Source organism: Hymenobacter sp. 102, assembly GCF_049949205.1.
GTDB lineage: Bacteria > Bacteroidota > Bacteroidia > Cytophagales > Hymenobacteraceae > Hymenobacter.
This window is the reverse complement of the sequence record NZ_CP188172.1, coordinates 4,283,000-4,309,634: the sequence shown is the minus strand read 5'-3', so window position 1 is coordinate 4,309,634 and position 26,635 is coordinate 4,283,000. Positions and strand designations below refer to the sequence as shown.

Here is a 26,635-nt window from a genome sequence, read left to right as displayed (position 1 = left end):
CGGTGCTGTTATGAGGTGAAGATGCTGAACGGATGTTCACCATCGGAGCGGAGTTTACGTATGCAGAGCAGAAGCAGCCACCACGTGGGCCTCTTCCATTGCTGAACTCTCCTCCCAACCCCTTTTTTCCGATGCAGACTACACCCGATACCTTCGACCAGGCCCCCGACTCGCCTACCCCCAATAGCAACACGCCGCAGTACGGCGAGTTCGGCAAGCAAACCACCGCCGAAGCTCACCAACACGCGCAAAATGAGCATAGCGTAACTGAAGGCGGAGCTGTTGCCCCGCCCACGGCATTTCCCGAGCAGCGCGGCAGTACTCCCCAAAACCTGGACCCTTCGGCAGTGCGGGAAGTAGAAGACTCTGAGTATTTTGAGCAGCGTGAAGGCTGGGCGGCTGATGACCCACGCTACGCGGGTGGTACCCGCAACTGGGCCACCAATGAGCCCGCCAACCAGACCACCGAGCCGGCTCCTGAAGGCGACGAGCATCCTAAAAACCCCAATGTGGGCAAAAACGACAACCCCGACGAGTTCAGTGCCTTCCGCCCCGATGAAGGACGCGGCATTCCCGGTTCAGGCAAATAGCTCGTCGAATTTTTCCTGCTTTTTTACCGACCTGTTACATGGCTACTCATAAAAACCAAGACCCCGCAGCCGCTCTCGATCCGAAATCAGGCGCGAATTTGACAGAGGAGCAGCGCAAGCACCGCGAGGAGTTGTATAGCTACAAGCGCGATGAGGAAGGCACACTGGATACTTCTGCCCGCTTGGAGGAAGAAACCACTGGCATTCCTACTGACAGTGCTACCACCGGCCCCGACCCGGATAACTCCAGCATGACGGATGAGCTGATGAACCCCGGTTTCAATAATCCCATCGACGATAATAACCGGTAATCCTGAAGCAGTTTGGAACGAAAAGGCTCCCGCTTACGGTGGGAGCCTTTTTTGTATATCCCAATGCAGCGGACTAGTGCTTTTACCGTATACTTCAGGTGATAAACCTTCCTGCACCACCTCCCAAGCCGTTTGTTCCCATGACTCCTCCCTTCCTCGTCCTCACCGATTTTACTCCCGCTGCCGACCAAGCACTGCACTACGCGGCTGCTTTGGCCACGGCCGTGCAGGCCTCCTTGGTAGTGGTACACATTCGCCGTGAAACGCTGCTGGATCCGGATGCTTTCAATGGCAGCATCCGGCACCTGAGTGAGGGAGAAGTGGCCGCCGCCCTGCAGGAGCGCATCCAGCCACTGGGGGTACCTGTGGTGGTTGAATCAGCGGTGGATGGGGTGGAAGAGGCCGTGGCGGATGCGGTGCGCCGGCACAGCGCTAGTTTGGTAGTGCTGGGCAAGCCCGACACCGAAACCACTCCTGATGAGTTGGTGAGCAGCACCTCGCTGAAGCTGCTGCGCGCCACCCGCACGCCGCTGCTGGTAGTTCCCATCGGGGGGCAAATGGAGGTTCCGCCCCGGCACGTTACCATAGCCGCCGATAACAGTCCCATCAGCCTGAAAACGCAGTCGGAGACTATGCGGGGGTTGCTGGGGCAGCTCCGGCCCCACGTGACGGTAGCGCACGTAGCCGAACCGGAAAACAGTGACACCTGCGCGTTGGCGTTGGAGGCCGTATCGGCCAGCGGGTTGCTCGGGAGCATTGAAAACCGCGTGCAGTGCCACGGAGTACGACACCGCCGCGTTCCGGAGGGCATTCTGCTGGCTGCTCACGAAACGCATGCCGATTTATTGGTATTAGTAGCCCGGCGGCGCAGTTTTTTGGGGCAGCTCTTTAATCGCAGCGTAACATCTCAGGTAATTTTACACGGCCGACTGCCTATGCTGCTGTTACCGGCACTGGATTAGGGCGACGGGCGGTAGTCAGCCGACTATCGGCTTCGGTTCCACGCGGCGCACATTCTTCCTGAAGTTCCCAGATGCGTTTCCACCATGATCCGGCTGAGTGTTTTCCGCCAGGTGTGGTAGAAGAATCGGGCATTCAGTAACGATGGCGGGAAGTTGGCCGTTCAGCAGGGTTCACGCTAGGTTATCTGCCACTATGAACCCACACAACTCCACCGACTCACGGCGACACTTTTTGCGCCAAGCTGGCCTGGGGGCTGCTCTAGCCGCCGTAGCCGGTCCGGCCGCCGCATTGCCGCTCGCCGAAATTAGTTCCACTACGCAGTACGACGACCAGAAGAAGCTGGGCTTTGCCATCGTGGGTCTCGGCAAATTTGCCCAGGAGCAGATGATGCCCGCCTTCAAAGACTGCAAACATGCCCGCATTACGGCTCTGGTGAGCGGCTCGCCCGATAAGGCGAAAAAGCTGGCCGCCGAGTATGGCGTGGACGCCAAAAACATCTACAACTACCAGAATTTCGATTCCATCAAGGACAATCCGGCGGTGGATGTGGTGTACATCGTGCTACCAGTGGGTCTGCACGCCGAGTATACCATCCGGGCGGCCAAGGCGGGCAAGCATGTGCTGTGCGAGAAGCCCATGGCCAACACCGAAAAAGAATGTCAGCAGATGATTGAGGCCTGTCAGAAAGCTGGTAAAAAGCTGATGATTGCCTACCGGGCGCAGTACGAGCCATTCAACCTAGAGGCCATTGCCCGCATCCGCAAGGGCGAGTTGGGCAAGGTGATGCAGATTACCGCCGACCACGGCCGCATTGTGGACCCCACCGGCGACCAGGCCGACACTTGGCGGGTGCAGAAGAAGCTGGCCGGCGGCGGCTCCCTGATGGATCTGGGCATCTACTCGCTCAACGCCACCCGCTACCTCACCGGCGAGGAGCCCGTGGAAGTAACCGCTCTGGAAATGAGCGACCAAGCCGACCCGCGCTTCAAGGAAGTGGAGGACCGGATTCACTTCACGCTGCGCTTCCCCAGCGGCATTCTGGCCACCTGCACCAGTTCCTACAGCACCGAAGGGGTGAAGCGCTACCGCGTGTTCGGCCAGAAAGCTTGGCTCGACCTCGACCCTGCCACCGACTACTACGAGCACAAAATGGTCATCGGGGACAAGGACGGCCAGCAGCAGCCCAAGATCAAGGAAGGCAATCAGTTTGCCGCCGAGCTGGACCACATGGCCGAGTGCGTGCTCCAGAACAAGACGCCCAAAACGCCCGGCGAAGAGGGCCTCAAGGATATTCGCCTCATCATGGCCATCTACGAAGCCGCCCGCACCGGCAAGAAAGTGAAGGTGTAGCCGCCCGTCAGTGCGAGCAGCGCGACGCAATCCTTCACAGGGTATCAATCCTTGACCTACTCAAAAGCCCCTGACGTCAGCACGGATGTCAGTGGCTTTCTACATCTCAAGCTCTGTGCTCATAAAAGGACAGATTGCTTCGCGCTGCTCGCACTGACAGCCGGGGCTTGTGCTCTAGGGAAGAACGAGTTGCTTCTCGCTGCTCGCACTGACGCGGGCTTTGATTGTTTACTTTTTTTCGCTGACTTTCTTCAAGCTCAGCCCCGCGTACCAGTTGCGGGCCGGGGCGGGCTGGAAGTAGCGGCCCCCGAAGGCGTTGAGGTCGTTGCCCAGGGAGTAGCGGCGGTCCGTCAAATTTTCGCCGCCCCCGAACACGTCCACCAAGAAGCCGCCGAAGCTGCGCCGCCAGCCCCCGCGCGTGCCAAACGTCCAGTAGCCGGGGGCGGCCTCGGTGTTGGCGTCGTTGAGGTAGATGCGGGCCTGGTGGTTTACCGTGGGGCTCAGGTAAAAGCCCAGCGGAGCTACTACATCGAGGCCGGCGGTGAGCGTGTGGGGGGCGGTGCCGGTGAGGCGGTTACCGCTGAAATCCTGCCCGCCGCTTTCGTAGCTCCCGAAGCGGTAGTGGTTGTAAGCGTAGCTGACGAAGGCACGGAGGCCCGTTGGCGTTACAGGCGTTACAGCATTGCCAGCGGCCTGTGCAATGCTGCCGTTTGCCATCGGCTGCCACACGTAGCCACTCAACGCTACCTCAATGCCGCGCTGGCGGGTGCTGCCAGCGTTGGCGAAGAGCTGGGTGCCCTGGTCGGTGGTGCGGGTGGTGATGGTCTGGCGCTGGCGCTGGTCGTAGAGGGCCACGTCGTAGCGCAGCCGCTCCCGGAGCACCGCACCGCGCAGGCCCAGCTCGTAGCTGGTGCCTCGTTCCGCCTGTAAGGCCCGGTTGATGGAGCCGTCGGAAGGCCGGATTTCCTCCTCGGTAGGTGGCGAGAAGCCGGTGTTCAGGCTGCCGTACACCGTCAGCCCCGTTCCAAACTCCCGCAGCAGCGCTACCCTGGGCGACACCTCGGGGCGGAAGTTGCGCTCCAGCGCGTAGCCCGCGGGGTTGGTGGCGGCATCGGAAAGGCGGCTGATGCGGTAGCGGAGGCGGTTGTAGCTGGCTCCGGCCGTGAGCAGCAGCCCGGCGGGCAGCTCGTAATCGGCCTGGGCGAAGGCAAAGCCGGTGAGCGTCCGGATTTCGTCGTCGTAGCGCAACGCGCCGGGCTGGCCGGCGCGGTTCTGGTAGTTGCGGGAGCTTTCGAAGCCGGTCTGCCCCTCGGCCCCGACTTGCAGGCGCAGGGTGCGGCCGGCCAGGGCGGTGCGGTAGCTGGCCACCGTGCGCCCGCCCCCACCCAGCAGCGTGTTACGCTCGAAGTCTATCAAATACGGTGTATTGATGCGGCTGCCGCTCAGGTAGAGCGTGGTACGCAGGCTGAACCGGTCAGTAAAGCGGGCCTCATGGGTGGCCCCCAGCAAAGCGGTGCGGGAGGCGTAGTAGGTGCGCTGCTGCACGGTGCCGGGCGCGGTGGCCGTGCCGGGGCGGGCCTGGCGCGGGTTAGCCCGGAACTGGGCGCGGGTGAGGCCGCCGGGCAATTGGTAGTTGATATCCGAGTACAGCGCGTGCAGGCCCACGGTTTGCCGCTCGGTGAGCTGCCACTCGCCGTCGAGGGCCAGCACGTCGCGGCGCAGGGCGCTTTGCTGGCGGTAGCCGTCGAGGCCTTGGCGGGCGTAGGTGGCCCGCAGGTAGCCGGTGGCGGAGCCGGTTTCCACACTCGCCACGTAGCGCCGCAGCCCGTAGCTACCCGCCGTGAAGCCCACTTCGGCGGCCGTGCTGCCGGGCGCGGGCCGGCGGCCACTCAGCAGCACGGCCCCGCCAGTGCCAGCCCCGTACACGCTGGCGGCGGGGCCTTTCACTACTTCCAGCCCGCCCAGCAGCGCGGGGTCGAGCAGGTTGAGGGGGGTGCTGCCGCTGGCTTCGGTGAACGGGATGCCTTGGTAGTACACCTTGGTATTGCGCACCCCAAACGGGGAGCGGAGCGTGCTGCCCCGCACGCTGAGGCGGTAGCTGCCGCTGGCCCGCTCCTCCAGCCGCACCCCGGGCAGCGTGTTTACGGCCTGGGTGAGGGCATTCTGCGGAAACCGCTCGAAGTCGCGGGCCGCGAGGGTGCTGACGGCAGCGGCAGTGCGGCGCAGCGGCAGCTGCTGGCCGTAGCCTGTCACGGTGGCTTCGGGCAGGCGCACGGCGCGGGTGGTATCGGGCGGGGCAGTTTGGGCAATCAGCGGGGCGGGCAGCAACAGCAGCGGCACGGCGTAGCGGTAGGGCATTCTGGTAGTAGAACTGAGAAGTCAGAAGTGAAAACGGAGAGGCGAAGAAGCGCTGATCTGGACCTGCTAACCCCGAATCGGCCTCTCAGGTTGGGCGCAGACTAACTTTCAGGGCAAAACCGTTTATCTTCCATTCATATCGTTCCTGTTACGCTTGAGCTTATGCTATACCTGCCCTACCCTCGCCGCCGGTATCGGGCGCTGTTTTTCCCGCCGGGTTTGCTGGCGCTGGCCGGGCTGCTGTGGCTGGGGTGCGTAGCGGTGCCGCCATCCGAACTATCCAGAACCAAGCAGACAATCTTACAGATTCTGATACCACCGCTCCATCCTTCAAAAGAGGTACAGCAGATGTGGTACCTAGTATATGCTTCCCAGCGGGAAGTTGCCCAATTCCGGCCCTGGCAGACGTTCTCGCTGACGGGCAATCAGTGGGCTGATTATCATACCCTCCGGCTGGTGAGGTACTACAGCAAAGATCTTCAGAATTCCAGGAGGAAGCGAGGCGTGTGCGTCAGTATGGAGAATGCTACTACGTACGCCTCTTTTGTTTACCTGCATAATACGCTTCAGGAGTTAGGTATTCATAAGTATTGGATGGATTTTCAGCACCAACCTTACACGTTGTATGCAATAGAAAATCAGCCTTCCAATTATTCCAATTGGGTTTGCGGCGGTTATTCATATGCCCCAACTTCTTTCGAAACCATTATACGCTGGCTTACTGACCGCCAAGCCGATTTTCTAGCCGTTGACTGGCGCAACACTTGGCTCCTGCTGCTGCTCCTCACCGCCCTGTCCGCCTGGAAACTGCGGCGGCAGTGGCGGGCTGCTTACCGCTACTAACTCAATCAGTATGACTTCTATTTCCCGACTGTGTATTCTACTGATGGCTGGTGTATTAACGGGTACCGGCACACGTGCCCTAGGCCAGACTATTACGGCCAAGCTGAGCGTGAACCCCATTGTTCAGATAGAGGAATTGGTACCATTAGCGGCTGGGCTGGCCGTGGAAGTTGGGGTTACGCCTCATTCGGCACTACAACTCAGCGGCAGCTACCGTCACTTCCGCAACCAGGATGAGGAGCCAGATACTGGCTCTAAATTCTACCTCGACTACAGGTACTATGTTCAGCCTGCGCAGACCAATGATGGGCTTTTTATCAGTCCGTTTATTGGGGCGGGCAGCCTTCGGCTAGGAACGGGCGACGACCTCAACTCAACCGTCAGACGCACCCGGTACGAGCAGGAAGCAGGTGTCTTGCTCGGATACCAAGCAGTCTTTTCCCGGTTCACGCTGGAAGGGTTTGCCGGCCCGGCTTACCGCCGCCAAACCACCTCAGGCCTTTACCCCGACACCGACTATTTTATATGGTTGCGCGCTGGCTTTACTGCTGGTCTGCGCTTGCGCAAATGAGCAGTTTACCAAGCTAAACCATAACCCCGGGCGGAAAAACGCAGTTAAGCCCAGCGCAACCTATTCCCTGCGCGATGCTTCCGAAACTGACGCTACCCCTGGCCGCCGCGTTGCTGGCGGGCTTCACGGCCCCGGCCCAGAACGTGCCCCCGGCCGCCACCCCGTTCCAGATGACGGGCAACATCTACCTGCCCAACAAGCTGCCCGCTACGCCCGAGCGGGTGGCCAGCCTGCAAGTACCCGCCGGCTTCACCATCAGCAAATACGCCGAGGGCCTCGATATGCCCCGCATGCTGGCCGTGGCCCCCAACGGCGACGCCTACGTTAGCAACCGGGTGAAGGGCACCGTTACGCTGCTGCGCGACGCCAACAAGGACGGGAAAGTGGAAACGACCCAGCAGGTGGCCCAGAAGCCCCACCTGCACGGGTTGGCCCTTAAGGACGGGAAGCTGTACATAGCCGCCATCCGGGAAGTGTACGTGGCCGACGTGAAGGCCGACGGCACCCTGGGCGAGCTTCAGCCCCTGTACAAAGATCTGCCCGACGCCGGCCAGCACGCCAACCGCACCCTGCAGTTCGGGCCCGATGGGATGCTCTACCTCTCGGTGGGCAGCACCTGCAACGCCTGCGACGAGGACAACCCCGAAAGTGCCACCCTGCTCCAGCTGAAACCCGACGGCTCGGGCCGACGCGTGTACGCCCAGGGCCTGCGCAACACCATCGGCTTCGACTGGCACCCGGTTACCAAACAGCTCTATGGCCTCGACCACGGCATCGACTGGCTCGGGGATGAGGACCAGCAGGAAGAATTTAATCAGATAAAGGACGGCGGCCACTACGGCTGGCCCTCCATCATTGCCGACGGCAAGCACTACCCCGCCAACAAGCCCAAATCGGGGGAAACCTACGAGCAGTTTGATGCCCGCACGGTGCGGCCGTTGCTCACGTACAAGGCCCATTCCGCGCCGCTGGGCATGGTGTTCTACCGGGGCCAGCAGTTTCCGCAGCAATTCCGGCAGGATGCCTTCGTGACCATGCACGGCTCCTGGAACCGGGCCCAGCCCTCGGGCTACAAAATCGTGCGGGTGAAGTTCAACGAGCAGGGCCAGCCCCAGCAGTTCGAGGACTTCATCACGGGCTGGCTGGTAGAAAACGACAAGTCGGAATTCGGCCGCCCGTGCAGCATTGTGGAAGCCCCGGATGGCTCCCTGCTGGTTTCTGACGATGACAACGGCGTGATTTACCGGGTGGCTTACGGCGCAGCTGGCAAAGACAACAAAAAGTCCAAGAAGCGCGGGTAACTACTTGCTATTCCAGTAAAAACGCCCTGCTCCACCTATTGGAGCAGGGCGTTTTTACTGGAATAGCAAGTAGTTACCCGGTTGCCGGATTATGACTTCACAACGGGTTTTGGGGCGGTTACCGGTATTGTATCCGGCAACTGCTCCTTAGGTTCGGCGGTAGCCTGGCCGCTGAGCGTGCGGGTGAGCTGGGCATGGTCGAGGGCGCCTTCGGTGTGAGAAAGGAAAATGGTAGCCACGCCGTTACCCACAAAATTGGTGAGGGAGCGGGCCTCGCTCATAAACCGATCCACGCCCAACAACAGCGCCAGGCCCTCCACCGGAATAACCTTCACCGCCGTGAGCGTGCTGGCCAGCACCACGAAGCCCGAGCCGGTTACACCGGCCGCGCCCTTGCTGGTCACCATCAGAATACCTACAATGGTCAGCATCTGGGCCCCGGTAAGCTCCACCCCGAACACCTGGGCCAGGAAGATGGTAGCCAGCGAAAGGTAGATGGTAGTGCCGTCGAGGTTGAAGGAATAGCCGGCCGGCACCACCAGCCCCACTACCGGCTTGGCGCAGCCCAGGCGCTCCAGCTTCTCCATCAGCCCCGGCAGGCCTGCTTCAGAGGACGAAGTACCCAGCACAATCAGCAGCTCCGCCTTGATGTAGCCCAGGAACGCCAGAATGCTCACCCGACAATAGCGCAGGATGGCCCCCAGCACCAGAAACACGAACAGCCCGCAGGTAATGTACACCGTAGCCATGAGCTTAGCCAGCGGCAGCAGCGTGGCAATGCCGTACTTACCAATGGTATAGGCCATGCCCCCGAAAGCCCCGATGGGCGCAAACAGCATTACCAGGTGCAGGCCCCGGAACACGTACTTCGAAGCCCAGCTCAGCCGGTCGATGATGGGCTGGCGACCGGCGTAGCGGCTTAGCACCATGCCCAGCACAATGGACACCAGTAGCACCTGCAGGGTGAAGTTATCGGCCAGGAATTGCAGCCAGCTAAATTCCCCGGCGCGCTGGGTAAACTCCCCAATGGCTTGCCCATCAAGTTGCCCGGTGCTCACCCCATCGCCGGGCCGGATGAGGTAGGCTACGCCCACCCCAATCAGCAGGGCCAGGGTAGTTACCACTTCAAAATACAGCAGCGCCTTACCGCCAATGCGCCCCACTTTCTTCAGGTCGCCCATGCTGCTGATGCCCAGCAGAATGGTGAGGAAGATGATCGGGTTAATGAAGAGCTTGACGACGCTGATAAAGCCTTTGCCCAGCACATCCATGCGCACGGCGGTGGCCGGGGCAAAGTGGCCCAGCAGCGCCCCGGCCACAATGGCCGTCAGCACCCAGAACGTCAGGTTGGAAACTAGTTTTTTCATGTGGAGTCGGGGAAAACCCGGCGGCTAACGGTACCGAGAACAGGAACGGCTAGTGCGTGTACCTCCCGGTGCCGGAAAAAGTGTCAAGAAAAAAGTGCTAGTGAGGCCCAACTGCCCCCAGCCACCACGCCAGCAAAGCTAGCAGGGGCAAGGAAAGCGGAATGCCCAAGCCCACCATTTGTGCGGCCAGCGGCGGATTGAGGCCGTAGCGCTCCGCCACCACGGCCGCCGTATTCATGGGCCCGATGGCCGCGCCCAGCACGCACAAATCCACCACCCGGCTGGGTTGCGCGCCCAGGCCGTGGTAGAGGCCGAAGATGAGCAGCGGGGCCAGCAGCAGCTTGTACGTGAGGCCCAGGCCCAGAGCCCGGCGCTGAGCCTGGGGCACCTTCAGGTTCATTTGCAGCCCCACCGAGAGCAGGGCCACTACCGAAAACGGGGCGCTAAGCTTTTCCAAGACCCCACGCACCAGCTCCGGGTGCCGGTAGCCGGCAGCATTGGCCCCCAGCGCCAGCACAAAGGCCACAAAGGGCGGAAAGCGCAGCACCGTACCAGCCATACTTTGCCACGAAGGCTCCGCCGACCCGTACCACGCGGCCACGGCCACGCCCAGCGTCACGCCAATCAGAAAAGAGCCCGCCTGGCTCATCATAATGCCCAGTTCCAACCCCGCCGGCCCATACAGCAGCTCAAAAATGGGAAACCCCACGAAGGAAGTGCTGCTGATACCGGCCGTGATGATGAGCGCACCCACCGTATTCCGGCTCAGCCCCAGCCGCGTCCCCAGCGTGCCGAACAGCAGCCCGCTCATCCCAAAAATCAGCCAGGGAGCCAGCACGGGCAGCAGGAAGTGCCGGTCAAGGTGGGCGTCGGCGAGGTGCAGAAACGTGAGGGCGGGCATGAACACCAGCACCAGCAGCTGATTGAGCACTGCGGCCGTACCCGCCGGCACGGCCTGCCGCCAGCGCAGCCAGGCACCTACTACCAGACACATGAGCAGCAGCAGCAGGTTGGTCATGCAGGGAAGGTAAAAGCAAAAACGTGAGGGGCCGCCAGACTGGCCGGATAGCAGGTTGAACTCGTTGCAGCTATAAAGCCCAGTCTGCTAGTCTGCCGCGCCCGGCAGCCCCAGGCGCCGGCCTAGAAGGTCAGCGTCACGTTGGTGTAGTAGTACGCGCCGTTGAAGCCAAATTGAGCCACGTTGCGAGAGTAGGGAATTTCGCCGTTGGAGTAGCTGGCAAAGCGGCGGGAGTCCACCCGGTCGGGGTACACGTTGGTCAGGTTGTTGGCCCCCAGCGTAATCGACACCTTTTCGCTGGGCGTGTACACGGCCGAGAGGTCGAGCAGGGTTTTGCCGCCGAATTTCTGGCTGATGTGAGGCACGTAGATGACGGTGGTCACGCCGTTGGTGGTAACGGTGCGGTTGGCCGGCTTTTCGTAGGCGATAACGGAGCCGAAGTAGGTGGCCCGGGGCGTGATGCTGAACTTGCCTACCTGGTAGGTGGCCGAGAGCAGAATTTTCTGCCGGGGCTGAGCCCGCTCAATCAGCCCGATGCTCACCGTATCAATCAGCAGAATGGGTTTGGCGGTGCCCGCCTGCAAAGCAGCCGGCGTGGCTGCCGTCGAGACGATGTTGGTGGCGTTGAAGGTCAGGGCCAGGCTGGCCGTCAGGCGCTGCTTCTCCCCCATTTCGGTTTTGTAGGTCGATACCAGGTCAATACCGCGGGTGCGGGTATTGATGGCGTTGGTGAAGAAGCGGATTTCGCTGATGTTGGCGAAGTCCGAGGTTTGCAGCGCCTTGATATCGGACTTGATGAGTCGCTCACTATTGATGATGCGGTCCTTGATGTCGATCTGGTAGGCATCCACGGTGAAGAGCAGGTTGTTGCCGGCCTGCACGGCCGCGCCCACGCTGTAGTTCCAGGAGGTTTCGGCCTTGGGGTCGGCCACGCCCAGGGGCTTCAGGCGCGGGTCGTTGTTGCGCAGCTGCTTGGTTTGCACAATGGCCCCGGCCTGCACGGTGGAGGTGGTTACGCTGTTGTAAATCTGCTGGAGCGAAGGCGCCCGGAAGCCCCGGTTGATGGAGCCGCGCAGGGAAATGTTTTCTGTCACCTTGAAGCGGCTGGCGAGCTTACCCGAGAGGTTGGAGCCGAAGTCGGAGTAGTTTTCGTAGCGCAGGGCCGAAGTCAGCAGCAAACGGGGAGTAATGTCGCTTTCCACATCTACGTACACGCCCACGTTGCGGCGGGTGGAGTTGGTTTCGTCCTCGGGGGCAATGCCGGGGCGGCCGCTGGAGCCGGGGGCCTTGGCCGTGCGGGCCGGGGTGGTAGGCGTGGCCGGGGCGGCCAGCGCAAACGGCCCTACGAAATACGACTCGGGGCTCCCCTTCTCCAGCTTAAACTGGTCCACGCGGAATTGCCCGCCGAAGGCCACGTTAAAGGACTTGACCCCGAACCGGTCCAGGTAATTGCGCGATATGTTCACCTCACTGGTGCTCTGTCCGAAGGCACTGCGGCCCACGTAAAAATCAGTCGGCGAGTCGGCGCCCATGGAGGGGTTGGCCGTTTTGTTGGCGTTCAGGTCGAGGTAGTTGTAGCCGTAGCCGGTGCTGAAGTCGAGGTTCCACTGCCCGGCTACCTTGCGGCTCAAACCCACCACGGCCGAGTAGTCGTCGGAGCGACCGGGCAACTCGGGCAGGTAGCCGTTGGGCTGCACGGGGCTGTAGTTCACGTTGTTGGGCTGGGCATTGCGGAAGAAACCGTAGGCCAGAATGTCCTTGCGCGACGCCCCCCCGAAGCTATACACCGTCCAGCCCGAGCCGCCTACCGGCAAACCCAGGTTGTAGAAGCCCTGGTAGATATCAGCCTTGTTGCTGCCGTACACGCCCACTCGGAAGGGCTGCCCCACGGGCGGGTACACCCCGGCCTTGGCCCGGGCGTTGTTTTCGGCCTCAATCTGGGCGGCGGTGGGCTGGGCCGGCAGGGCCGGGAAAGCCGTGTAGATGCCGCCCACGTAGTTGTCGGAGCGGTTGGTCTGGCCCTGGTGCTGGTACTGCAGCGTCAGGTTGAGGTAGCCGGGGTTCGTCTTGCCCAGCTTCAGGCCGTAGTTGGCCCCGGCCAGGTACTGGGCCCCGTCGCCTTCCTGGGTTATACCAAACTGGGTTTTGACGGTAGCCACGCCGGTGCTGCGGTTCAGGCCCAGGTTAATAACGCCGGCAATAGCATCGGAACCGTACTGGGCCGCCGCGCCGTCGCGCAGTACTTCAATCCGCTCAATGGCCAGGGCCGGAATGGAGTTCAAATCGGTAACTACCGTACCCGAACCTACCGTTACGTTCAGGTTCAGGGCCGAAAACTGGTGGCGGCGCTTGCCATCCACCAGCACCAGCACCTGGTCGGGCGAGAGGCCGCGCAACGAGGCCGGGTCGGCGTAGTTGGCCACGCCGTTCACGCCGGTTTTGGCCGAGTTGAAGGAAGGCGAGTTGAACTGTACCTGCTGGCCCAGGTCGGTCTGGCCGGTGAGCTGCAAATCCTTAGCGTTGAGCACGTCCACGGGCATGGGGCGCTCCACGTCGGTGCGAGGCAGGCCGCGGGAGCCCACTACGGTCACGTCGCCCAGGTCGGTGGTGCTGGTTTCCAGGCGCACGTTAATGGTAGTTTGCTGGCCCACGGTAATCTGCTGCGCTTTAAAGCCAATGGCCGAAATTGCCAGCGTAGCACCGGGTTTCACGGTGAGCGAGAAGTTGCCATCGGCATCGGTGCTGGTGCCGTTGGTAGCTCCTACCTCCACCACCGTGGCACCGGGAATGCCGGCCCCATCGGGCCCGGTAATACGGCCCTTCACGGGGCCGGCCACCGGCCGACTCAGTTCCGTAGCCGTGGGTAGAGCCAGACCGTGAGCCGCCGCGGCGCCGGGCAGGGCCAGCAGCAGAAACAGTGCCTGGCCTGGGCGCAGCGGCCGCCGCAGGGGCGCAGAGAAAAATCGTAGAGAAGAAGTCATGTGCAGGGGGAATTTTGGATTAGGGAAAGAGCAGGGAACAGTTTTCCAAACCGGCCTGGGGAGCCGGAAGATGGAGCAAAAATCGAGCGTATGGGAAGGGCAAAAAATCAGGCCAGGCTGCCCGGGCTAAGCTGGAGGCTGGCCTTCGAGGTCGTGGAAGGAGGTGTGCCGGGTTTCCGTCATCAGCAGACTCACCAGCAGGGAAATGGCAATGCAACCGGCTACGTACCAGTAGAAGTAGGCTTCGTGCCCGATGCGCTTGCACCAGAGCGCAATGTATTCGGCCGTGCCCCCGAACACCGCCACCGTGAGGGCGTGGGGCAACCCGATGCCCAGGGCCCGCACCTGCACCGGAAACAGCTCCGACTTCACCACCGCGCTGATGCTGGTGTAGCCACTCACGGCCACCGAAGCCAGCAACAAGAGCCCCAACGCCGGGGCAGGCCGCGTTACGTGGCTCAGGGCCGTGAGCAGGGGCACGCTCCCCAACGCGCCCAGCACCCCAAACCCGATGAGCAAAGGACGTCGTCCAATCCGGTCGGCCAGTGCACCGAACAGGGGTTGCATGGCCGCAAAACCCAGCAGCGCCAGAAAGCAGGTGTTGGTGGCCGCGCTCCGGGTCATGTGGGCGGTATTCACCAGAAACTTCAGCATGTAGGTGGTGAGCGTGTAGAAGGCCAGCGTGCCGCCTACCGTGAGGCCAATTACCTTGAACACCGAGCGGGGGTAGCGGCGTAGCATCTGGATACTACCGCGCAGCTCTTCCGACTCCTGCTGCTGGGCGATGAAAGGCGCTGTTTCGTCGAGGTTGTGGCGCAGGTACAGGGCTACCACCGAGAGCAACGCCCCCACCACAAACGGAATGCGCCAGCCCCAGGCCAGCAGCTCAGCCTCGGTAAGCAGCACCTTCAGCAGCACCAGCTGAATGCCCAAAGCCAGCAGTTGGGCCCCAATCAGGGTGAAGTACAGAAAGCTGGAATAGAAGCCCCGGCGGCGCTGGGTGGCCATTTCGCTCAGGTAGGTGGCCGATACGCCGTACTCCCCACCCACGCTCAGGCCTTGCAGCAGCCGGGCCGTGAGCAGCAGAATCGGTGCTACGATGCCCACCGTCTGGTAAGTGGGCGTGAGGGCAATCAGCAAGGAGCCCAACGACATCAGCAGCACCGATAAGGTCATGGACTGCTTGCGGCCCACTTTATCGGCAATGCGCCCAAACATCCAGCCCCCGATGGGCCGCATCAGAAAACCCAGCGCGAAAATGCCGGCCGTTTGCAGCAGCTGGGCCGTGGTGTCGCCGGAGGGGAAGAAGGAGGCCGAGAAGTAAAGGGAAAACGCGGAGAAAACGTACCAGTCGTACCACTCCACCAGGTTGCCCACCGAGCCGCTGAAGATGGCCCGCAACCGGCGCCGCGAAATCTGCTCGGGAGCAGCGGCGGCAACGGGTGGAGCGAGCAGAACCATGGCGGGGAGTATCGGGGGTGGGAGAAGTAAGTCAGCCCGGGTATCCGGCTGACTTGCTTCAAATGAACAACCCGATTTTGAAGAAACTTTATAGAAAACTTATGGGGAGTATGAAATTTACTGTCCAGCCTCCACTGCGGCGGTAGGCGGGGCAAAATCCACCCGCAGGCAGTGCCAGCCGTCGGCAAACGTGTAGGCCAGCTGATGGTGGTACAGGGCCCCGATACGCTGCACAATGGCTAGGCCAATCCCAATAGAATCGAGGGCGGCATTGCCTTTCTTGAAGCGCCCGAACAGCTCGGTTACCGGCAGCAAGGGCGGCAGGCCGGTGTTGCGCAGCTCCAATGCGGCCGGCGTGAGCGTCACCTCAATTTCGCCGCCCGGCAGGTTGTGGCGGATGGCATTACTGAACAGGTTATTCAGCAGCAGTTGGGCCAGGGCTTCATCCAGGGGCACGCGCACGCCGGGCGCCACGTGCTGGGTGGTGCGCAGGCCCTTCATTTCGGCCAGGTCGGCGAAGGTGGCCTCGGTGGCGGGCACCAGTTGGCTCAGGTCAGTAAGCGGGGCCGGGTGGGCTTCGTAGTGCTCCAGCTTGGCCAGCAGAGTAAGGGCCTGGTTGATTTTGGCCAGGCGCTCCAGCTGGTCGTGGATGCCCGTGAGCATGAGCAGCTGCTTCTGGGTCAGCTCCGAGTCCATCAGCAGCTCTACCTGGGCCTTCATGCTGGCAATGGGCGTTTGCAGCTCGTGGGAGGCGTTTTCGGAGAACTCCTGGAGGCCCTGGTAGTCACGCTGGGCCTGGCGGGTCATCTTCATCAGGAACTCGTTGAGTACGTTGAACTCCAGCGTGCGGCTGGGCTGCAGGCTGATGGTGGTTTTCTGGCTGAGCTGAAACCGCTCGATGCCGCGCAGCAGGGCGTTGAAGGGCTTGAGGATGTACCAGGAAATCACCTCGCTCAGAATAACCACCAGCGCCAGCAAAAACACGAACGTCCAGGCAAATACCAGCATGATGCCGGTCAGGTATTCGTCGCTGGGAATTACCACCACGGCCTGGCTGGTGATGCCATAGCGCTGCCCCCTGATGCGTGGATACGTGGTAAGCCGCACCACGCTGGCCGTGGATTGCAGAGCCGGTACCCACTCCTCCCGCACCCGCACCTGCTGGTCGTGGGTGACCGTGTCGGCGGGGGCCAGGCGACGGATTTGCACCTGAGTCCGGGCCGGGTGGGCAGAATAGTCCCGGCCGCTGGCCAGCTGGCGGCCTACCGTGGCGTTGAGGTGGCGCAGCTTGCCAATGGTAGTCTGCGTGACGCTGCGCGACATGGCCCCGTACACGATGGTAAAGCCCACAGCCAGCACAAACAGCGTAATTACCGCGTAGGCAATGGTATAGCGGTAATTGAGCTTCATGGCTGGTGAAATGGTGAGTTCTTGTTCTAATGGCGCGAGAGGCGCGGCTGGCGTCGGCGCGGCGTTGCCGTTCTAGCGGCGTTGTTATTCAGCAGTATCAATGTGGACTTTGGGCTAGTGGCGCCACTGGCGCCGACATAACGTAAACTCACCAGTTCACCATCTCACCATTTCACCACCTCACCTCACCTCACTCCGGGGCGTTGAGCTTGTAGCCGAGGCCATACACGGTGCTGATGTAGTCCTGACCGCCGCTGTCGGTGATTTTCTTGCGCAGGTTTTTCACGTGCTGGTACACAAAGTCCACGCTGTCGAGGTTGTCGGTGTAGTCGCCCCAGAGGTGGGCGGCAATGGCCTGCCGGCTCAGCATGCGGCCTTTGTTGTTGATGAAGTAGAGCAGCAGGTTGGTTTCCTTGCGCGTGAGGTTGAGGAGCTTCCCTCCCACCCGGCACTCCAGCGAGTCCAGGTCGGCCGTAATGTTCTGAAACGTGAGGACGTTGTTTTTCTGGGGGCTGCGGCGGCGCATGATGGCCTTGATGCGGGCGTGCAGCTCGGGCAGCGGGAAGGGCTTGGTAATGTAGTCGTCGGCCCCTTCGCTGAGGCCGGTGAGCTTGAAGTCCAGCGCATTCTGGGCCGAGATGATGATGACGCTGCTTTCCACCCCATCCTTGCGCAGCAGCTTGAGCAGGTTGATGCCGTTGCCATCGGGCAGCATAATATCCAGCAGCACCACATCGTAAGTAAACAGCACCAGTTTCTCGCGGGCCTCATCGAAGGTGGAAGCCACCTCGCAGATGTAGTGCTCCTGCACCAGGTACCCGGCAATACTGCGGGCTAGCTCCGGGTGGTCCTCAATCAATAAAATTTTCATACGGGGGCAGACGGCGGCTCCGGCCCGCAAACCGGAACCTGAGGTGGGTACCGGTAAAAATATTGAAAAGCTAGACTATAGCATGCTCTTACAGGAGGTGGAGTTACAGAATCTGAAACTCCACCGGCAGCTCATACGGCACCGCTACAGCCTGGCCCGCCACCACGGCCAGTTGCCAGAAGGAATGCTTTTTAAGTAGGGGTATCATTTCTCCATCGGTGTCTAGCCCGCAGCTAGTCCCGGCACGGTGAATAGTGAAGTTACCGAAGCGGCTTTTTGGGTGGCTTCGCCAGCGGGACCCAAAGCAGTAGCAGAAAGCAGGGAGCCAAAAGCCCGTTTCTTGCGTTAGTGATACGCCTCTGGCCTCTCTGCTCTTAATCTCTACTCATGCCTGCCCTCTCCCCCGACCTTCGCAAAGCCCTCTTCAACCTTCCCCAGAAAGAAAAGGACCAGCTGCTGGCCCGCCTGGTAGCCCAGGATGCCACGCTGGTAGAACAACTGAGCTTTCGGCTGCTGGAAGGCGAAGACGCGTTGGAGGACCGCCGCCACCGCCTGCGCCAGCAGGTAGACGACCCCGTGCGCGGCTTCCATCAAACCCCCAACGACCTGCTGCACATTACCCGCCAGCTGCAGCAGCGCCTGGCGTACCATGCCAAAATTACCGGCGATAAGCTGGGTGAAATTGAGCTGACGCTGCGCCTGCTCACCAACGTGCTGCGCCACCAGCCCGAGGCCACTGCCCGCCTGCATGGCCCCACCCAGCCCCTGCTCCAACACCTGGCCCGCCGCACCCACGAGGTCCTCAAGGCCATCGACAAGCTCCACGAAGACTACCGTGTGGAGTTTACCCCGGCTGTGCAGGAGCTGCTGCCGCTGCTCTACGCTTCCGCCGCCGCGCCCCTGGCCCGGGAGCTGGGCGTAGCCTTGAATTGGTGAGCCTGTGAAGTGGTGCGGGTATCATTCTATCACCTGGGCATTCCGGGCATGAAGCGGTGAAGAAGGCTCTACAGCCAGCCGAGGAGGTCACTCAGTAATGCGCGGACGGACTAAGATTCTTCGCACAATCAGGATGACAGCACAGCACACCCATCACAAATTCACTACTTCACTTACTCCAGCGCCCGGAAGATGATTGGCAGCGTGTAGGACATCCAGACGGGTTGCCCACTGATCCGCCCGGGCGTCCACCAGGGCATAATACGCACCAGGCGCAGCGCCTCCTCGTCGAGGCCGCTGCCCAGGCCTTTCACTACCTCCGCGTCGCGGATGCGGCCTTCATCGGTAATAAGGAACCGCACGAATACCCGGCCCGATACCCCTTTGCGCAAGGCTTCATCGGGGTACTTCAGCTCTTTGCGCAGAAACTTCTGGAAGGCTTCGGAGCCGCCGGGGAAGGCGGGCATTTCGTCAGCAGCGTGGAAGACTTCGGGGGCAGCCGGGGCCGGGCCCGTTGCCTGGGTGGGAGCCGAGTCGGCCAGGGAAACGGTGTGCACCTGCGCCCATCCTACGGTGGCGGACAAGCAGCAGGCAACAAGCAGGAGTATCACACGGACGCGCATAACCGGACAACTGAGTAGCAGAGCGTTGGCTGCAAAGCTAGCGGCTACACTTCCGGGCGGGATGAGCGGCGTGTTATGCTTATATTGTTGAATTGTTGGTAACATAGCCTGTATCTTTTTCCGACCTGAGCGGGTACACGCTAATAGGCTGCGGCCTTTTACTGGTTGTTTTTCCTCACTTCCTGTATGGCTACTACTCCCACCCCCGACCACATGCGGGCGCCCGCCAACCTGAGCGCCGAAAGCCTGCACCAGGCTCTTACCGAGCTGGACAACAAGATCCGGACGCTGCACAACCGGGCCAACGCCACTACGGCCGGCTCCCAGGCCACCTATGAGCAGCACGCTGAAGCGCTGGAAGCCAAGCGGGCCCGCCTGCTGGAGCGCCTCCATCAGACTCCGGCTGCAACTCCAACGGCCGCCGCGCCCGACCAGCAACCCAGCGGCCCGCTGGATGAAATCTGGCGGGGCATCGAAACGCTCCGCCAGGATTTGCGCAACCTCATCTAGCACGGGCTTCCTACCTGTATTTTGTTGAATAACCCAAGAAGAGCTGCCTGGCTGGTAGCTCTTCTTGGGTTTACGGGGTTACGGAGCCGCTTCCATTCGCCACCCACCACTACCATTCAGGCCGCAGTTCCGGCAGTTCAGCCCTTGCATTTACCGTTCCCGGAAAAGCAGTTTCACCGGGCGAGGCGGGCTGGTAAGTTTGAGTTATCAATCAACCCTCACACTTCCCTCTGCTATGAACCTGACTGCTGCCCTCCGCCCTATCTGCGCCGCCCTGCTGCTGTCGGCCAGTGCCGCGCTGCCCGCTGCTGCCGCTGCCCCGGCTGCCACCCTCGTTGCCGACAACCCCACAGCGCACCCCAACTTCACGGTGCGGGTAGTGGGCAAGGGCCGGCCGGTGCTGCTGATTCCGGGTCTGACCTGTCCTGGCACGGTATGGGACGAAACCGTGGCCCGCTACCAGAAACAGTACCAGTGCCACATCATTACCCTCAACGGCTTCGGCGGTACGGCGGCCCCGGCTTCTACCGATAAGCTGCTGCTGAACGTGCGCGACCAGTTGCTGACCTACATCAACACCCAGAAGCTGCGGCAGCCAGCCATCATCGGCCACAGCCTGGGCGGCTTTATGGCCCTCTGGATGAGCAGCACCCAGCCCGAGGCCGTGGGCCCGCTGCTGATTGTGGACTCGCTGCCGTTCATGGGGGCCATTCAGAACCCGGCCACTACCGTGGAGCAGGTGCGCCCCATGGCCGAAAACCTGCGCCGGCAGATGAGCCAGAGCAAAGCAAACCCCGTGCAGCAGCGCCAGATGACGGCCTCCATGGTAACGGATACGGCCCGCATTACGCAGGTAACGCGCTGGGGCCTGCAGTCGGACCCCGCCACGGTGGCGCAGGCCATGTACGATATGTACACCACCGATTTGCGCCCCGACGTGGCCCGGATTCAGCAGCCGGTGCTGGTACTGGGAGCCTGGGCGGCTTACAAGCCCTACGGCTCCACCAAGGAAAGCACGGCGGCCATCTTCAACCAGCAGTACGCCAAGCTGCCCCACTACCGCCTGGAAATGTCGGAGGCCGGCAAGCACTTTCTGATGTACGACGACCAGCAGTGGTTTTTCCAGCAGGCCGACGCGTTCCTTAAGCAACCTACCGTGGCTGCGAAATAACCGTATTTTGGCACCGCCGGACGCGCGCCGCGCCCGGCGGTGCCAACAATTCTTCTCTAGCCGTTACACTCTCTACTTCTACTTCGCATGGTTTCCGCTCAGCAGTTCGATTCGCTCCGCCTGGAACTCGCCACCAAAGCTAAAAACGGCCTCGACTTTATCCTGGCCGCCAGCCTGGTCTGGGCCGCCATTACGTTTGTCTGGACGCTGCCGCTGCCCGTGGCTACGCGGGGCTTCATCACGTTTTTTGTGGGCGCGCTTACCCTGCCGCTGGCCTGGCTGCTCTCCAAAGCGCTGGGCACCATCTGGACGCTGCCACACAATCCGCTGCAGCCGCTGGGCCTGGTACTGAATCTGGCGCAGCTGTTTTACTTCCCCTTCCTGCTATTCATATTCATGCGCTACCCCCAGCACTTCGTGATGTGCTACGGCATCATTACGGGGGCGCACTTCTTCCCCTATGCGTGGCTGTACCGGGCCCCGGCCTACGGGGTAGCAGCCGGCCTCATTAGTGGCGGCTGCCTGGTGCTGGGGCTAACGCTGGCCCCGGCCCTTCTCTACCTGATTCCGGGCTTCATTACCGTGTCGTTGCTGGGCCTGGCAGGACTGCTGCTGCTGGGTCACCGTCGAAACCGTCCCGCGTATGCCGCTGCTGCCAGCCTCTAGCCAGCCCGCCACCGAGGCCATGATGCTGCGCGCCGTGCCCGCTCCCAGCCGCCTGTATTGGTATTGCCAGTTCATTGGCTGGAGCGCGTACGCGATACTAAACCTGTTTCTGTTCCTGTCGTCGCGGGAGCTTACGCTGGAGCTGCTACTGGTTGATGCCGCCATTGTAGTCCCCATTGCCCTGTTGTCCCACGGAGTACGGTACTTTATCCGGGCCGCCAACTGGCTGGCGTTGGGGCCGCTGGCACTGCTGGGCCGCCTGTTTTTGCTGAATCTGGTAGTATCCCTGCTGAGTCAGGCCATCATCTGGAGCCTGATGATTTGGGTGGTTAAGCCGGCTGGCAACGGGCAATCCTTCGGCTGGGGTGCGTTTCTGCTGTTTGCCGCCAATGTCAACATTTTGCTGTGGCTGTGGGAAGGCTTCTACTTGGGCTGGCACTACCTGCGCCGCTCCCGGGAGGCGGAAGTGAATACCTGGAAGCTGACGGCCGCCGTGCGCGAGGCCGAAATGCGCACCCTCAAAGCCCAGATCAACCCGCACTTCATGTTCAACGGGCTCAACAACATCCGGGCCCTGGTAATGGAAGACCCCGCCCGGGCCCGCGACATGATTACCCACCTTTCTGATTTACTGCGCTATTCCATTCAGCTGAACTCGGCCGAGCAGGTGCCGCTGCGCCGGGAGCTGGAGATTGTGAAGCACTACCTGGAGCTGGAAGCCATGCAGTTGGAGGAACGCCTGCACTATACGCTGGACGTGGACCCGGCCGCGCTGGAAGTACCCATTCCGCCCATGACGCTGCAGCTGCTGGTGGAAAACGCCATCAAGCACGGGCTGGCTCCCCGGCCCGCGGGTGGCTTCATCCAGCTCACGGCCCAGCTCAACGACGGCGGCGTGCTGCACGTGACCGTGCGCAATACCGGCCGCTATGCGCCCCGGCCCGGCCACGAGGGCGTAGGCATCCGCAACGCCCGGGAGCGGCTGCAGCTATTATTTGGCCCGGCCGCCCACCTCCACCTTGGCAATGACCCGCACACGCCCGATGCCGTGACGGCCCACCTGCAACTGCCAACCCGAACCAGTCCGGCCCATCCGGGCCTGACTGCTGACAGCCCCGCTGTCCCCGTTTCTACCACTTTCTGCTTCTAACCCTGCCCGTATGAATGCCCTCGTTGTTGACGATTCCCGCCTGGCCCGCACGGAGCTGCGCCATCTGCTGCGGGCCTTTCCCGAAGTAACGGTGGTGGGGGAAGCCCGCCACGCCGAGGAAGCCCGTACCCTGCTGCGGGAGCTACAGCCCGACCTGCTGTTTCTGGACATTCATATGCCCGGCGAAACCGGATTTGAGCTGCTGGCCTCGCTGGAAACGGCCCCGCACGTCATCTTCACCACCGCGTACGACGAGTACGCGTTGCGCGCGTTTGAGGTCAACGCTCTTGATTACCTGCTCAAACCCATTCAGGAAAGCCGCCTAACAACCGCGCTGCAGAAGGCCCGGCAGAAGCTGACCGTACCCGTGCCGACCCTGGCACCGGCCTCGGGGCCTGAGCCGGAGGAACCGGCCCCGACCCCACTTACCGAACACGACCAGGTGTTTGTGAAAGACGGGGAACGGTGCTGGTTTGTGCGCCTGGCGGATATTCGGCTGTTTGAAATCAACGGCAGCTACACGCAAATCTATTTCGAGCAGCACCGCCCACTCATTCCGCGCACCCTGCAGCACCTGGAGCAGCGCCTGGATACGCGGGTATTCTTCCGGGCCAACCGCCAGCAGATCATTAATCTGAAGTGGATAGAAAGCATTGAGCCCTGGTTCAGCAACACGCTTAAAATCCGGCTGCGCGGGGGCGGGCCCGAAGTGGAGGTATCCCGGCAGCAGTCGGCCCGGTTCCGGGATATGCTGAGCCTGTAGGCAGGCGGGCGGCCACGGCGTGAGTGCGAGTGCCGGCCGTATCCTTTTTAGCTGGTTTGGAGTACACGGCAGAAGCAGGCAACACGCTACGCCTCAGCCTGCCACCTCTCTACTCGCCACCGTTTCATCATGAAAGCTTACCTACTCCTCACCGCCTGTGCTCTGCTATTGGCGGGCACCTCCTGCTCCAGCGAAGATAAAATGATGGAGCGCCCTAGCCGCTACGGTACGGTCTCGGCGGAGCGCATCAAGCGCAATAATAACAAAGCCCGCTTCCGCAAGGAGCGGCGCACCGTAGGGCTGGGTCTCAACATCGACCCCAACTCCAACGACCCGTATAAGTACCGCACTGTTAACGCACCTAAAAAGTACAAGTACGCCAAGCCCCGTTAGTGCCTTCTGCCGGGCCAGTTTCAGCAGCCACCGGTGTATTCGGATTGTCCGGATAGGCCGGTGGCTTTTTGGTGGAATAAGTAGGCGCAGTTGGTCCGAGGCGCAGTATCTTTCTGAAAGCTGGCCTCATACGCTCAGTCCGTTTATCGTCATCCTTCCGACTATGATGCACTCTTTACGCGTTGTTGTTGCGCTTGCCGTCTGGTGGGTGGCCGTGCTGGGCGGGGCCACGGCCTACGGCCAGCCGGCCGCCAAAACCGTACAGGCCGGCCGGCTGGTATTCCGGCTGGCAGCGGGCGTTGCGGAACCGGGTAGCAGTCCGGCCCTGGCGGCGGCCCTGCGGCAGTTTGCCGCTCAGCCTGCTCAGCAAAAGTTTCCGCACAGCCTCGCTCCGCCCCTCGACCTGCCCGGTGCCGTGGACCTGCGCCCGGTGTACGAAGTGCGGCTGCCGCCCGCCTTGCCGGTAGAAGAAGCCTGCCGCCGCCTCCTTAAAACCGGGGCCGTGGAGTATGCCGAGCCGCTTTATTACTATTCTCCTTTGCTGCAAACTTCCGATCCGCTGGCTGATTCAGCCCGGGCCGGGGGGCAGTACCACCTGAAAAACATCCGGGCCTACCGGGCCTGGGACGTAACCCAGGGCGATACGGCCATTACCATTGCTATTGTGGACGGCGGCACCCGCCTCTCGCACGAGGACCTGGCTTCCCAGGTGCAGCGCAACCGTCGGGACCCCATCGACGGCCTCGACAACGACCAGGACGGCTACGTGGATAACTACACCGGCTGGGATTTCGCCGATAACGACAACGACCCCGTACGGGAAGCCAACAGCGTGCACGGTATTCTGGTAGCCGGCTGTGCTTCAGCAGCTACCAACAATGGCAAAGGCATTGCCGGCGTAGGCTTCCGCTGCCGGTTTCTCCCGTTGAAAATTTACTCCAGCACCCGTAGCGGCTCCTTCGCGGGCTATGAGGCCATTATATACGCCGCCGACCACGGCTGCCAGGTTATTAACCTCTCGTGGGGCGGGGTGGGTGGCTATTCCCGCTTCGAGCAGGAAGTAATTCGGTACGCGGCCATCAACCGCAATGCGGTGGTAGTAGCCGCTGCCGGCAACACCCCCGCCGACCTCGATTTCTACCCCGCCAGCTACGAGCATGTGCTGTCAGTAGCTATGCTTACGCCCTCCGATGAGCGGAGCCCCAACGCCACCTTCAGCCGCCGCGTGGATTTATCGGCTCCCGGTACTCAGATTCTGACTATACTCGGTAATACGGATTCGGATTATTTTGCGGTGGGCGGTTCCTCGTTCGCGGCTCCGCTGGTGGCGGGCGCGGCGGGGCTGGTGCGCGCCCGGTTCCCGCAGTACACCGCCGCCCAGGTAGCCGCCCAGCTGCGCCGCACCACCGATAACATTGATGCCCTTCCGGGCAACGTAGCGTATGCCGGCCGCCTCGGCTCGGGCCGGCTGAACGTGCTGCGGGCCGTTACGGAAACCGGCCAACGCTCGGCCCGCATCATTGCCCGCACCTACGCCCCGGCCCGCCAAGCCTACTCCCCCGGCGACACCATGCGGCTGACGGTGCAGGTTCAGAACCTGTTGCAGCCCGTCAGCAACCTCACCGTCACGCTCACCTCGTTGTCGCCGCACCTGCTGGTACGGCAGGGCACATTTGCGGCCGGCCCGTTGGTGACGCTGGAGCAACGGGCCAACTCCGTGGCCCCATTCCGGCTGGCGGTAGCCCCGGGCACACCGCTCAACACCCGGGCTATCATCCGCTACCGCCTGCAGGATGCCGCCACCGGCTACCAGGAAGACCAGTACGAGACCATCCAGCTGAACCCTGATTACGTGGTACTCAATGCCAACAACCTGGCTTTCACCCTCACCAGTCGCGGCTCCATCGGCTACGATGGACTGGGCATGGTGGGCGAGGGGGTGAGCTACCGACAGGGGGCCCCGCTGCTGGCCGAGGGCGGGCTACTAGTGGCAGCCTCCCCGGCCCGGGTTTCAGATAACCTGCGTAACGACCGGCGAGGAAGTGATGCAGATTTCTGGACCCTGAACCGCGTCCGCCTCCTTGCACAGCCCCTCCGCGCTGACCAGGAAGCCACCGCTACTTTCCGCGACTCCCTCCCTACCCTTACCCGGGGTCGTACGGTAGGCGTGCGCGTGCGGCAGCACGCCTACGCCTGGGCGGCTACTCCCCACCGCGACTACGTGATTCTGGAGTACCGCGTCACTAACCTCACCGCCGATACGCTTAAACCCCTGCACATGGGCTTGTTTATGGACTGGGATTTGCCGGGTGAGGGCAGCCGTAACGTAGTAGCCTGGGACGCAGCGCGCCGCCTGCAGTACCTGTTCGACCCCACTGCGCCGCGCCTCTACGCCGGCGTGCAACACCTGCGTGGCGGGCAGCCCAGCGCCTATGCTCTCAACCATCAGGCCCCAGGTGGCGGGCCGGTTTACCTGGCCGATGGGTTCAACTCCGCCGAAAAGTTTATTACGCTGAGCAGTGGTACCCGGGAGGCTACTTACCCCACCGCTACGGACGCTTCTCAGGTAACGGGGGCGGTGCTCCCTTACCTGGCTCCCGCTGACTCGGTGACGGTTGCCTTTGCCGTGCTGGCCGCTCCCACGCTGACGCAGCTTCAGCTGGCCGCTGATGCCGCTGCCACCCGCTACCAGCAGGTACTGCCCGTGCGGCCAGCCTATTCCGGTGGGTTGGCACTCTACCCCAACCCCACAACCGGCCTCGTGTACCTGAACCTGCCCCCATCCTTCCCTTCTGCCACGGTTCAGTTGCTTTCCCTAGCCGGTCAAGTGTTTCATACCCAAACCTGCAACGCCTCCCGGCTGGTCCTGAACCTAAGCGCCTACCCGGCGGGCATCTATCTGGTACGGGTGCAAACCCAGAATCGGCAGTACGTACTCAAGCTGACAAAGCAGTAACGTGTATCCCCACCGATGCTGGTCTGTTTCAGGATTGCAGCCAACCAATTTTTTTAGCAATTACCTTAGAAA

At 61.9% G+C, this 26,635-nt stretch carries 23 protein-coding genes; 15 read left to right on the top strand and 8 right to left on the bottom strand.

The genetic code is table 11. The features are described 5' to 3' along the window. Positions 1-131 precede the first annotated feature (131 nt). From ACN19L_RS18590 to ACN19L_RS18575, 4 genes are all read left to right on the top strand, one after another. Positions 132-590 (top strand): hypothetical protein, encoded by a 459-nt coding sequence (locus ACN19L_RS18590; RefSeq protein WP_426490960.1) that lies wholly within the window; start codon positions 132-134, stop codon positions 588-590. A gap of 38 nt (positions 591-628) precedes the next feature. After that, the gene (locus tag ACN19L_RS18585; RefSeq protein WP_426490959.1) at positions 629-901 is read left to right on the top strand and encodes a hypothetical protein; all 273 of its coding nucleotides are present in this window, start codon (positions 629-631) and stop codon (positions 899-901) included. A gap of 140 nt (positions 902-1,041) precedes the next feature. Next, positions 1,042-1,863 (top strand): universal stress protein, encoded by an 822-nt coding sequence (locus tag ACN19L_RS18580; RefSeq protein WP_426490958.1) that lies wholly within the window; start codon positions 1,042-1,044, stop codon positions 1,861-1,863. Between the two features lie 193 nt (positions 1,864-2,056). Continuing rightward, on the top strand, positions 2,057-3,214 hold the full coding sequence (locus ACN19L_RS18575) for a Gfo/Idh/MocA family protein (RefSeq protein WP_426490957.1): 1,158 nt from the start codon (positions 2,057-2,059) through the stop codon (positions 3,212-3,214). Positions 3,215-3,442: 228 nt separating this feature from the next. On the opposite strand, the gene ACN19L_RS18570 is transcribed toward ACN19L_RS18575, so the two are convergent. After that, on the bottom strand, positions 3,443-5,572 hold the full coding sequence (locus ACN19L_RS18570; RefSeq protein ID WP_426490956.1) for a TonB-dependent receptor family protein: 2,130 nt from the start codon (positions 5,570-5,572) through the stop codon (positions 3,443-3,445). 162 nt (positions 5,573-5,734) lie between these two features. On the opposite strand from ACN19L_RS18570, the gene ACN19L_RS18565 reads away from it, so the two are divergent. The 3 genes from ACN19L_RS18565 (at position 5,735) to ACN19L_RS18555 (ending at position 8,287) form a co-directional block, all read left to right on the top strand. Further along, entirely contained in the window at positions 5,735-6,415 is a 681-nt protein-coding gene (locus tag ACN19L_RS18565) for a hypothetical protein (protein ID WP_426490955.1), read from the top strand. Positions 6,416-6,425: 10 nt separating this feature from the next. Beyond that, the gene (locus ACN19L_RS18560) at positions 6,426-6,986 is read left to right on the top strand and encodes a DUF3575 domain-containing protein (protein ID WP_426490954.1); all 561 of its coding nucleotides are present in this window, start codon (positions 6,426-6,428) and stop codon (positions 6,984-6,986) included. 74 nt (positions 6,987-7,060) lie between these two features. Then, positions 7,061-8,287: a PQQ-dependent sugar dehydrogenase gene (locus ACN19L_RS18555; RefSeq protein ID WP_426490953.1), complete on the top strand. Its 1,227-nt coding sequence runs from the start codon at positions 7,061-7,063 to the stop codon at positions 8,285-8,287. An 89-nt stretch (positions 8,288-8,376) separates the two neighbouring features. Here the strand turns inward: ACN19L_RS18555 and ACN19L_RS18550 are convergent, their stop codons facing one another. From ACN19L_RS18550 to ACN19L_RS18525, 6 genes are all read right to left on the bottom strand, one after another. Beyond that, positions 8,377-9,654, bottom strand: a complete 1,278-nt coding sequence (locus ACN19L_RS18550; RefSeq protein ID WP_426490952.1) for a cation:dicarboxylate symporter family transporter — start codon at positions 9,652-9,654, stop codon at positions 8,377-8,379. Positions 9,655-9,751: 97 nt separating this feature from the next. Next, the gene (locus ACN19L_RS18545) at positions 9,752-10,672 is read right to left on the bottom strand and encodes an AEC family transporter (RefSeq protein ID WP_426490951.1); all 921 of its coding nucleotides are present in this window, start codon (positions 10,670-10,672) and stop codon (positions 9,752-9,754) included. A 122-nt stretch (positions 10,673-10,794) separates the two neighbouring features. After that, positions 10,795-13,653 carry a TonB-dependent receptor gene (locus ACN19L_RS18540; RefSeq protein WP_426490950.1) on the bottom strand — a complete coding sequence of 953 codons (2,859 nt, stop codon included), beginning with the start codon at positions 13,651-13,653 and terminating at the stop codon, positions 10,795-10,797. A gap of 126 nt (positions 13,654-13,779) precedes the next feature. Next, complete coding sequence (locus ACN19L_RS18535) at positions 13,780-15,114, bottom strand: MFS transporter (RefSeq protein WP_426490949.1); 1,335 nt, start codon at positions 15,112-15,114, stop codon at positions 13,780-13,782. A gap of 117 nt (positions 15,115-15,231) precedes the next feature. After that, on the bottom strand, positions 15,232-16,524 hold the full coding sequence (locus ACN19L_RS18530; protein ID WP_426490948.1) for a sensor histidine kinase: 1,293 nt from the start codon (positions 16,522-16,524) through the stop codon (positions 15,232-15,234). Between the two features lie 190 nt (positions 16,525-16,714). After that, positions 16,715-17,395, bottom strand: a complete 681-nt coding sequence (locus tag ACN19L_RS18525) for a response regulator transcription factor (protein ID WP_426490947.1) — start codon at positions 17,393-17,395, stop codon at positions 16,715-16,717. Positions 17,396-17,782: 387 nt separating this feature from the next. Here ACN19L_RS18525 and ACN19L_RS18520 point away from each other — a divergent pair, with 387 nt between their 5' ends. Beyond that, positions 17,783-18,331: a hypothetical protein gene (locus ACN19L_RS18520; RefSeq protein ID WP_426490946.1), complete on the top strand. Its 549-nt coding sequence runs from the start codon at positions 17,783-17,785 to the stop codon at positions 18,329-18,331. Positions 18,332-18,504: 173 nt separating this feature from the next. Here the strand turns inward: ACN19L_RS18520 and ACN19L_RS18515 are convergent, their stop codons facing one another. Then, on the bottom strand, positions 18,505-18,915 hold the full coding sequence (locus ACN19L_RS18515; protein WP_426490945.1) for an energy transducer TonB: 411 nt from the start codon (positions 18,913-18,915) through the stop codon (positions 18,505-18,507). 225 nt (positions 18,916-19,140) lie between these two features. On the opposite strand from ACN19L_RS18515, the gene ACN19L_RS18510 reads away from it, so the two are divergent. The 7 genes from ACN19L_RS18510 (at position 19,141) to ACN19L_RS18480 (ending at position 26,563) form a co-directional block, all read left to right on the top strand. Next, complete coding sequence (locus ACN19L_RS18510; protein ID WP_426490944.1) at positions 19,141-19,464, top strand: hypothetical protein; 324 nt, start codon at positions 19,141-19,143, stop codon at positions 19,462-19,464. A 235-nt stretch (positions 19,465-19,699) separates the two neighbouring features. Further along, the gene (locus ACN19L_RS18505; protein WP_426490943.1) at positions 19,700-20,635 is read left to right on the top strand and encodes an alpha/beta fold hydrolase; all 936 of its coding nucleotides are present in this window, start codon (positions 19,700-19,702) and stop codon (positions 20,633-20,635) included. A gap of 87 nt (positions 20,636-20,722) precedes the next feature. Next, complete coding sequence (locus ACN19L_RS18500; protein ID WP_426490942.1) at positions 20,723-21,301, top strand: DUF7010 family protein; 579 nt, start codon at positions 20,723-20,725, stop codon at positions 21,299-21,301. Then, positions 21,279-22,451, top strand: coding sequence for a sensor histidine kinase (locus ACN19L_RS18495; protein ID WP_426490941.1), 1,173 nt, complete (start codon positions 21,279-21,281; stop codon positions 22,449-22,451). The genes ACN19L_RS18500 and ACN19L_RS18495 overlap by 23 nt, the downstream gene beginning before the upstream one ends. 10 nt (positions 22,452-22,461) lie before the next feature. Beyond that, on the top strand, positions 22,462-23,214 hold the full coding sequence (locus ACN19L_RS18490) for a LytR/AlgR family response regulator transcription factor (RefSeq protein WP_426490940.1): 753 nt from the start codon (positions 22,462-22,464) through the stop codon (positions 23,212-23,214). Positions 23,215-23,343: 129 nt separating this feature from the next. After that, positions 23,344-23,607 carry a hypothetical protein gene (locus ACN19L_RS18485; RefSeq protein WP_426490939.1) on the top strand — a complete coding sequence of 88 codons (264 nt, stop codon included), beginning with the start codon at positions 23,344-23,346 and terminating at the stop codon, positions 23,605-23,607. A 163-nt stretch (positions 23,608-23,770) separates the two neighbouring features. Further along, complete coding sequence (locus ACN19L_RS18480) at positions 23,771-26,563, top strand: S8 family serine peptidase (RefSeq protein WP_426490938.1); 2,793 nt, start codon at positions 23,771-23,773, stop codon at positions 26,561-26,563. Positions 26,564-26,635 lie beyond the last annotated feature (72 nt).

What these genes read in the sequence shown, in the direction of transcription:
- ACN19L_RS18530 (WP_426490948.1), bottom strand. Translation starts at nt 16,524, where the DNA reads ATGAAGCTCAATTACCGCTATACCATTGCCTACGCGGTAATTACGCTG.
- ACN19L_RS18480 (WP_426490938.1), top strand. Translation starts at nt 23,771, where the DNA reads ATGATGCACTCTTTACGCGTTGTTGTTGCGCTTGCCGTCTGGTGGGTG.
- ACN19L_RS18485 (WP_426490939.1), top strand. Translation starts at nt 23,344, where the DNA reads ATGAAAGCTTACCTACTCCTCACCGCCTGTGCTCTGCTATTGGCGGGC.
- ACN19L_RS18560 (WP_426490954.1), top strand. Translation starts at nt 6,426, where the DNA reads ATGACTTCTATTTCCCGACTGTGTATTCTACTGATGGCTGGTGTATTA.
- ACN19L_RS18500 (WP_426490942.1), top strand. Translation starts at nt 20,723, where the DNA reads ATGGTTTCCGCTCAGCAGTTCGATTCGCTCCGCCTGGAACTCGCCACC.
- ACN19L_RS18510 (WP_426490944.1), top strand. Translation starts at nt 19,141, where the DNA reads ATGGCTACTACTCCCACCCCCGACCACATGCGGGCGCCCGCCAACCTG.
- ACN19L_RS18580 (WP_426490958.1), top strand. Translation starts at nt 1,042, where the DNA reads ATGACTCCTCCCTTCCTCGTCCTCACCGATTTTACTCCCGCTGCCGAC.
- ACN19L_RS18505 (WP_426490943.1), top strand. Translation starts at nt 19,700, where the DNA reads ATGAACCTGACTGCTGCCCTCCGCCCTATCTGCGCCGCCCTGCTGCTG.
- ACN19L_RS18545 (WP_426490951.1), bottom strand. Translation starts at nt 10,672, where the DNA reads ATGACCAACCTGCTGCTGCTGCTCATGTGTCTGGTAGTAGGTGCCTGG.
- ACN19L_RS18550 (WP_426490952.1), bottom strand. Translation starts at nt 9,654, where the DNA reads ATGAAAAAACTAGTTTCCAACCTGACGTTCTGGGTGCTGACGGCCATT.
- ACN19L_RS18590 (WP_426490960.1), top strand. Translation starts at nt 132, where the DNA reads ATGCAGACTACACCCGATACCTTCGACCAGGCCCCCGACTCGCCTACC.
- ACN19L_RS18540 (WP_426490950.1), bottom strand. Translation starts at nt 13,653, where the DNA reads ATGACTTCTTCTCTACGATTTTTCTCTGCGCCCCTGCGGCGGCCGCTG.
- ACN19L_RS18490 (WP_426490940.1), top strand. Translation starts at nt 22,462, where the DNA reads ATGAATGCCCTCGTTGTTGACGATTCCCGCCTGGCCCGCACGGAGCTG.
- ACN19L_RS18575 (WP_426490957.1), top strand. Translation starts at nt 2,057, where the DNA reads ATGAACCCACACAACTCCACCGACTCACGGCGACACTTTTTGCGCCAA.
- ACN19L_RS18495 (WP_426490941.1), top strand. Translation starts at nt 21,279, where the DNA reads ATGCCGCTGCTGCCAGCCTCTAGCCAGCCCGCCACCGAGGCCATGATG.
- ACN19L_RS18525 (WP_426490947.1), bottom strand. Translation starts at nt 17,395, where the DNA reads ATGAAAATTTTATTGATTGAGGACCACCCGGAGCTAGCCCGCAGTATT.
- ACN19L_RS18520 (WP_426490946.1), top strand. Translation starts at nt 17,783, where the DNA reads ATGCCTGCCCTCTCCCCCGACCTTCGCAAAGCCCTCTTCAACCTTCCC.
- ACN19L_RS18585 (WP_426490959.1), top strand. Translation starts at nt 629, where the DNA reads ATGGCTACTCATAAAAACCAAGACCCCGCAGCCGCTCTCGATCCGAAA.
- ACN19L_RS18565 (WP_426490955.1), top strand. Translation starts at nt 5,735, where the DNA reads ATGCTATACCTGCCCTACCCTCGCCGCCGGTATCGGGCGCTGTTTTTC.
- ACN19L_RS18555 (WP_426490953.1), top strand. Translation starts at nt 7,061, where the DNA reads ATGCTTCCGAAACTGACGCTACCCCTGGCCGCCGCGTTGCTGGCGGGC.
- ACN19L_RS18570 (WP_426490956.1), bottom strand. Translation starts at nt 5,572, where the DNA reads ATGCCCTACCGCTACGCCGTGCCGCTGCTGTTGCTGCCCGCCCCGCTG.
- ACN19L_RS18535 (WP_426490949.1), bottom strand. Translation starts at nt 15,114, where the DNA reads ATGGTTCTGCTCGCTCCACCCGTTGCCGCCGCTGCTCCCGAGCAGATT.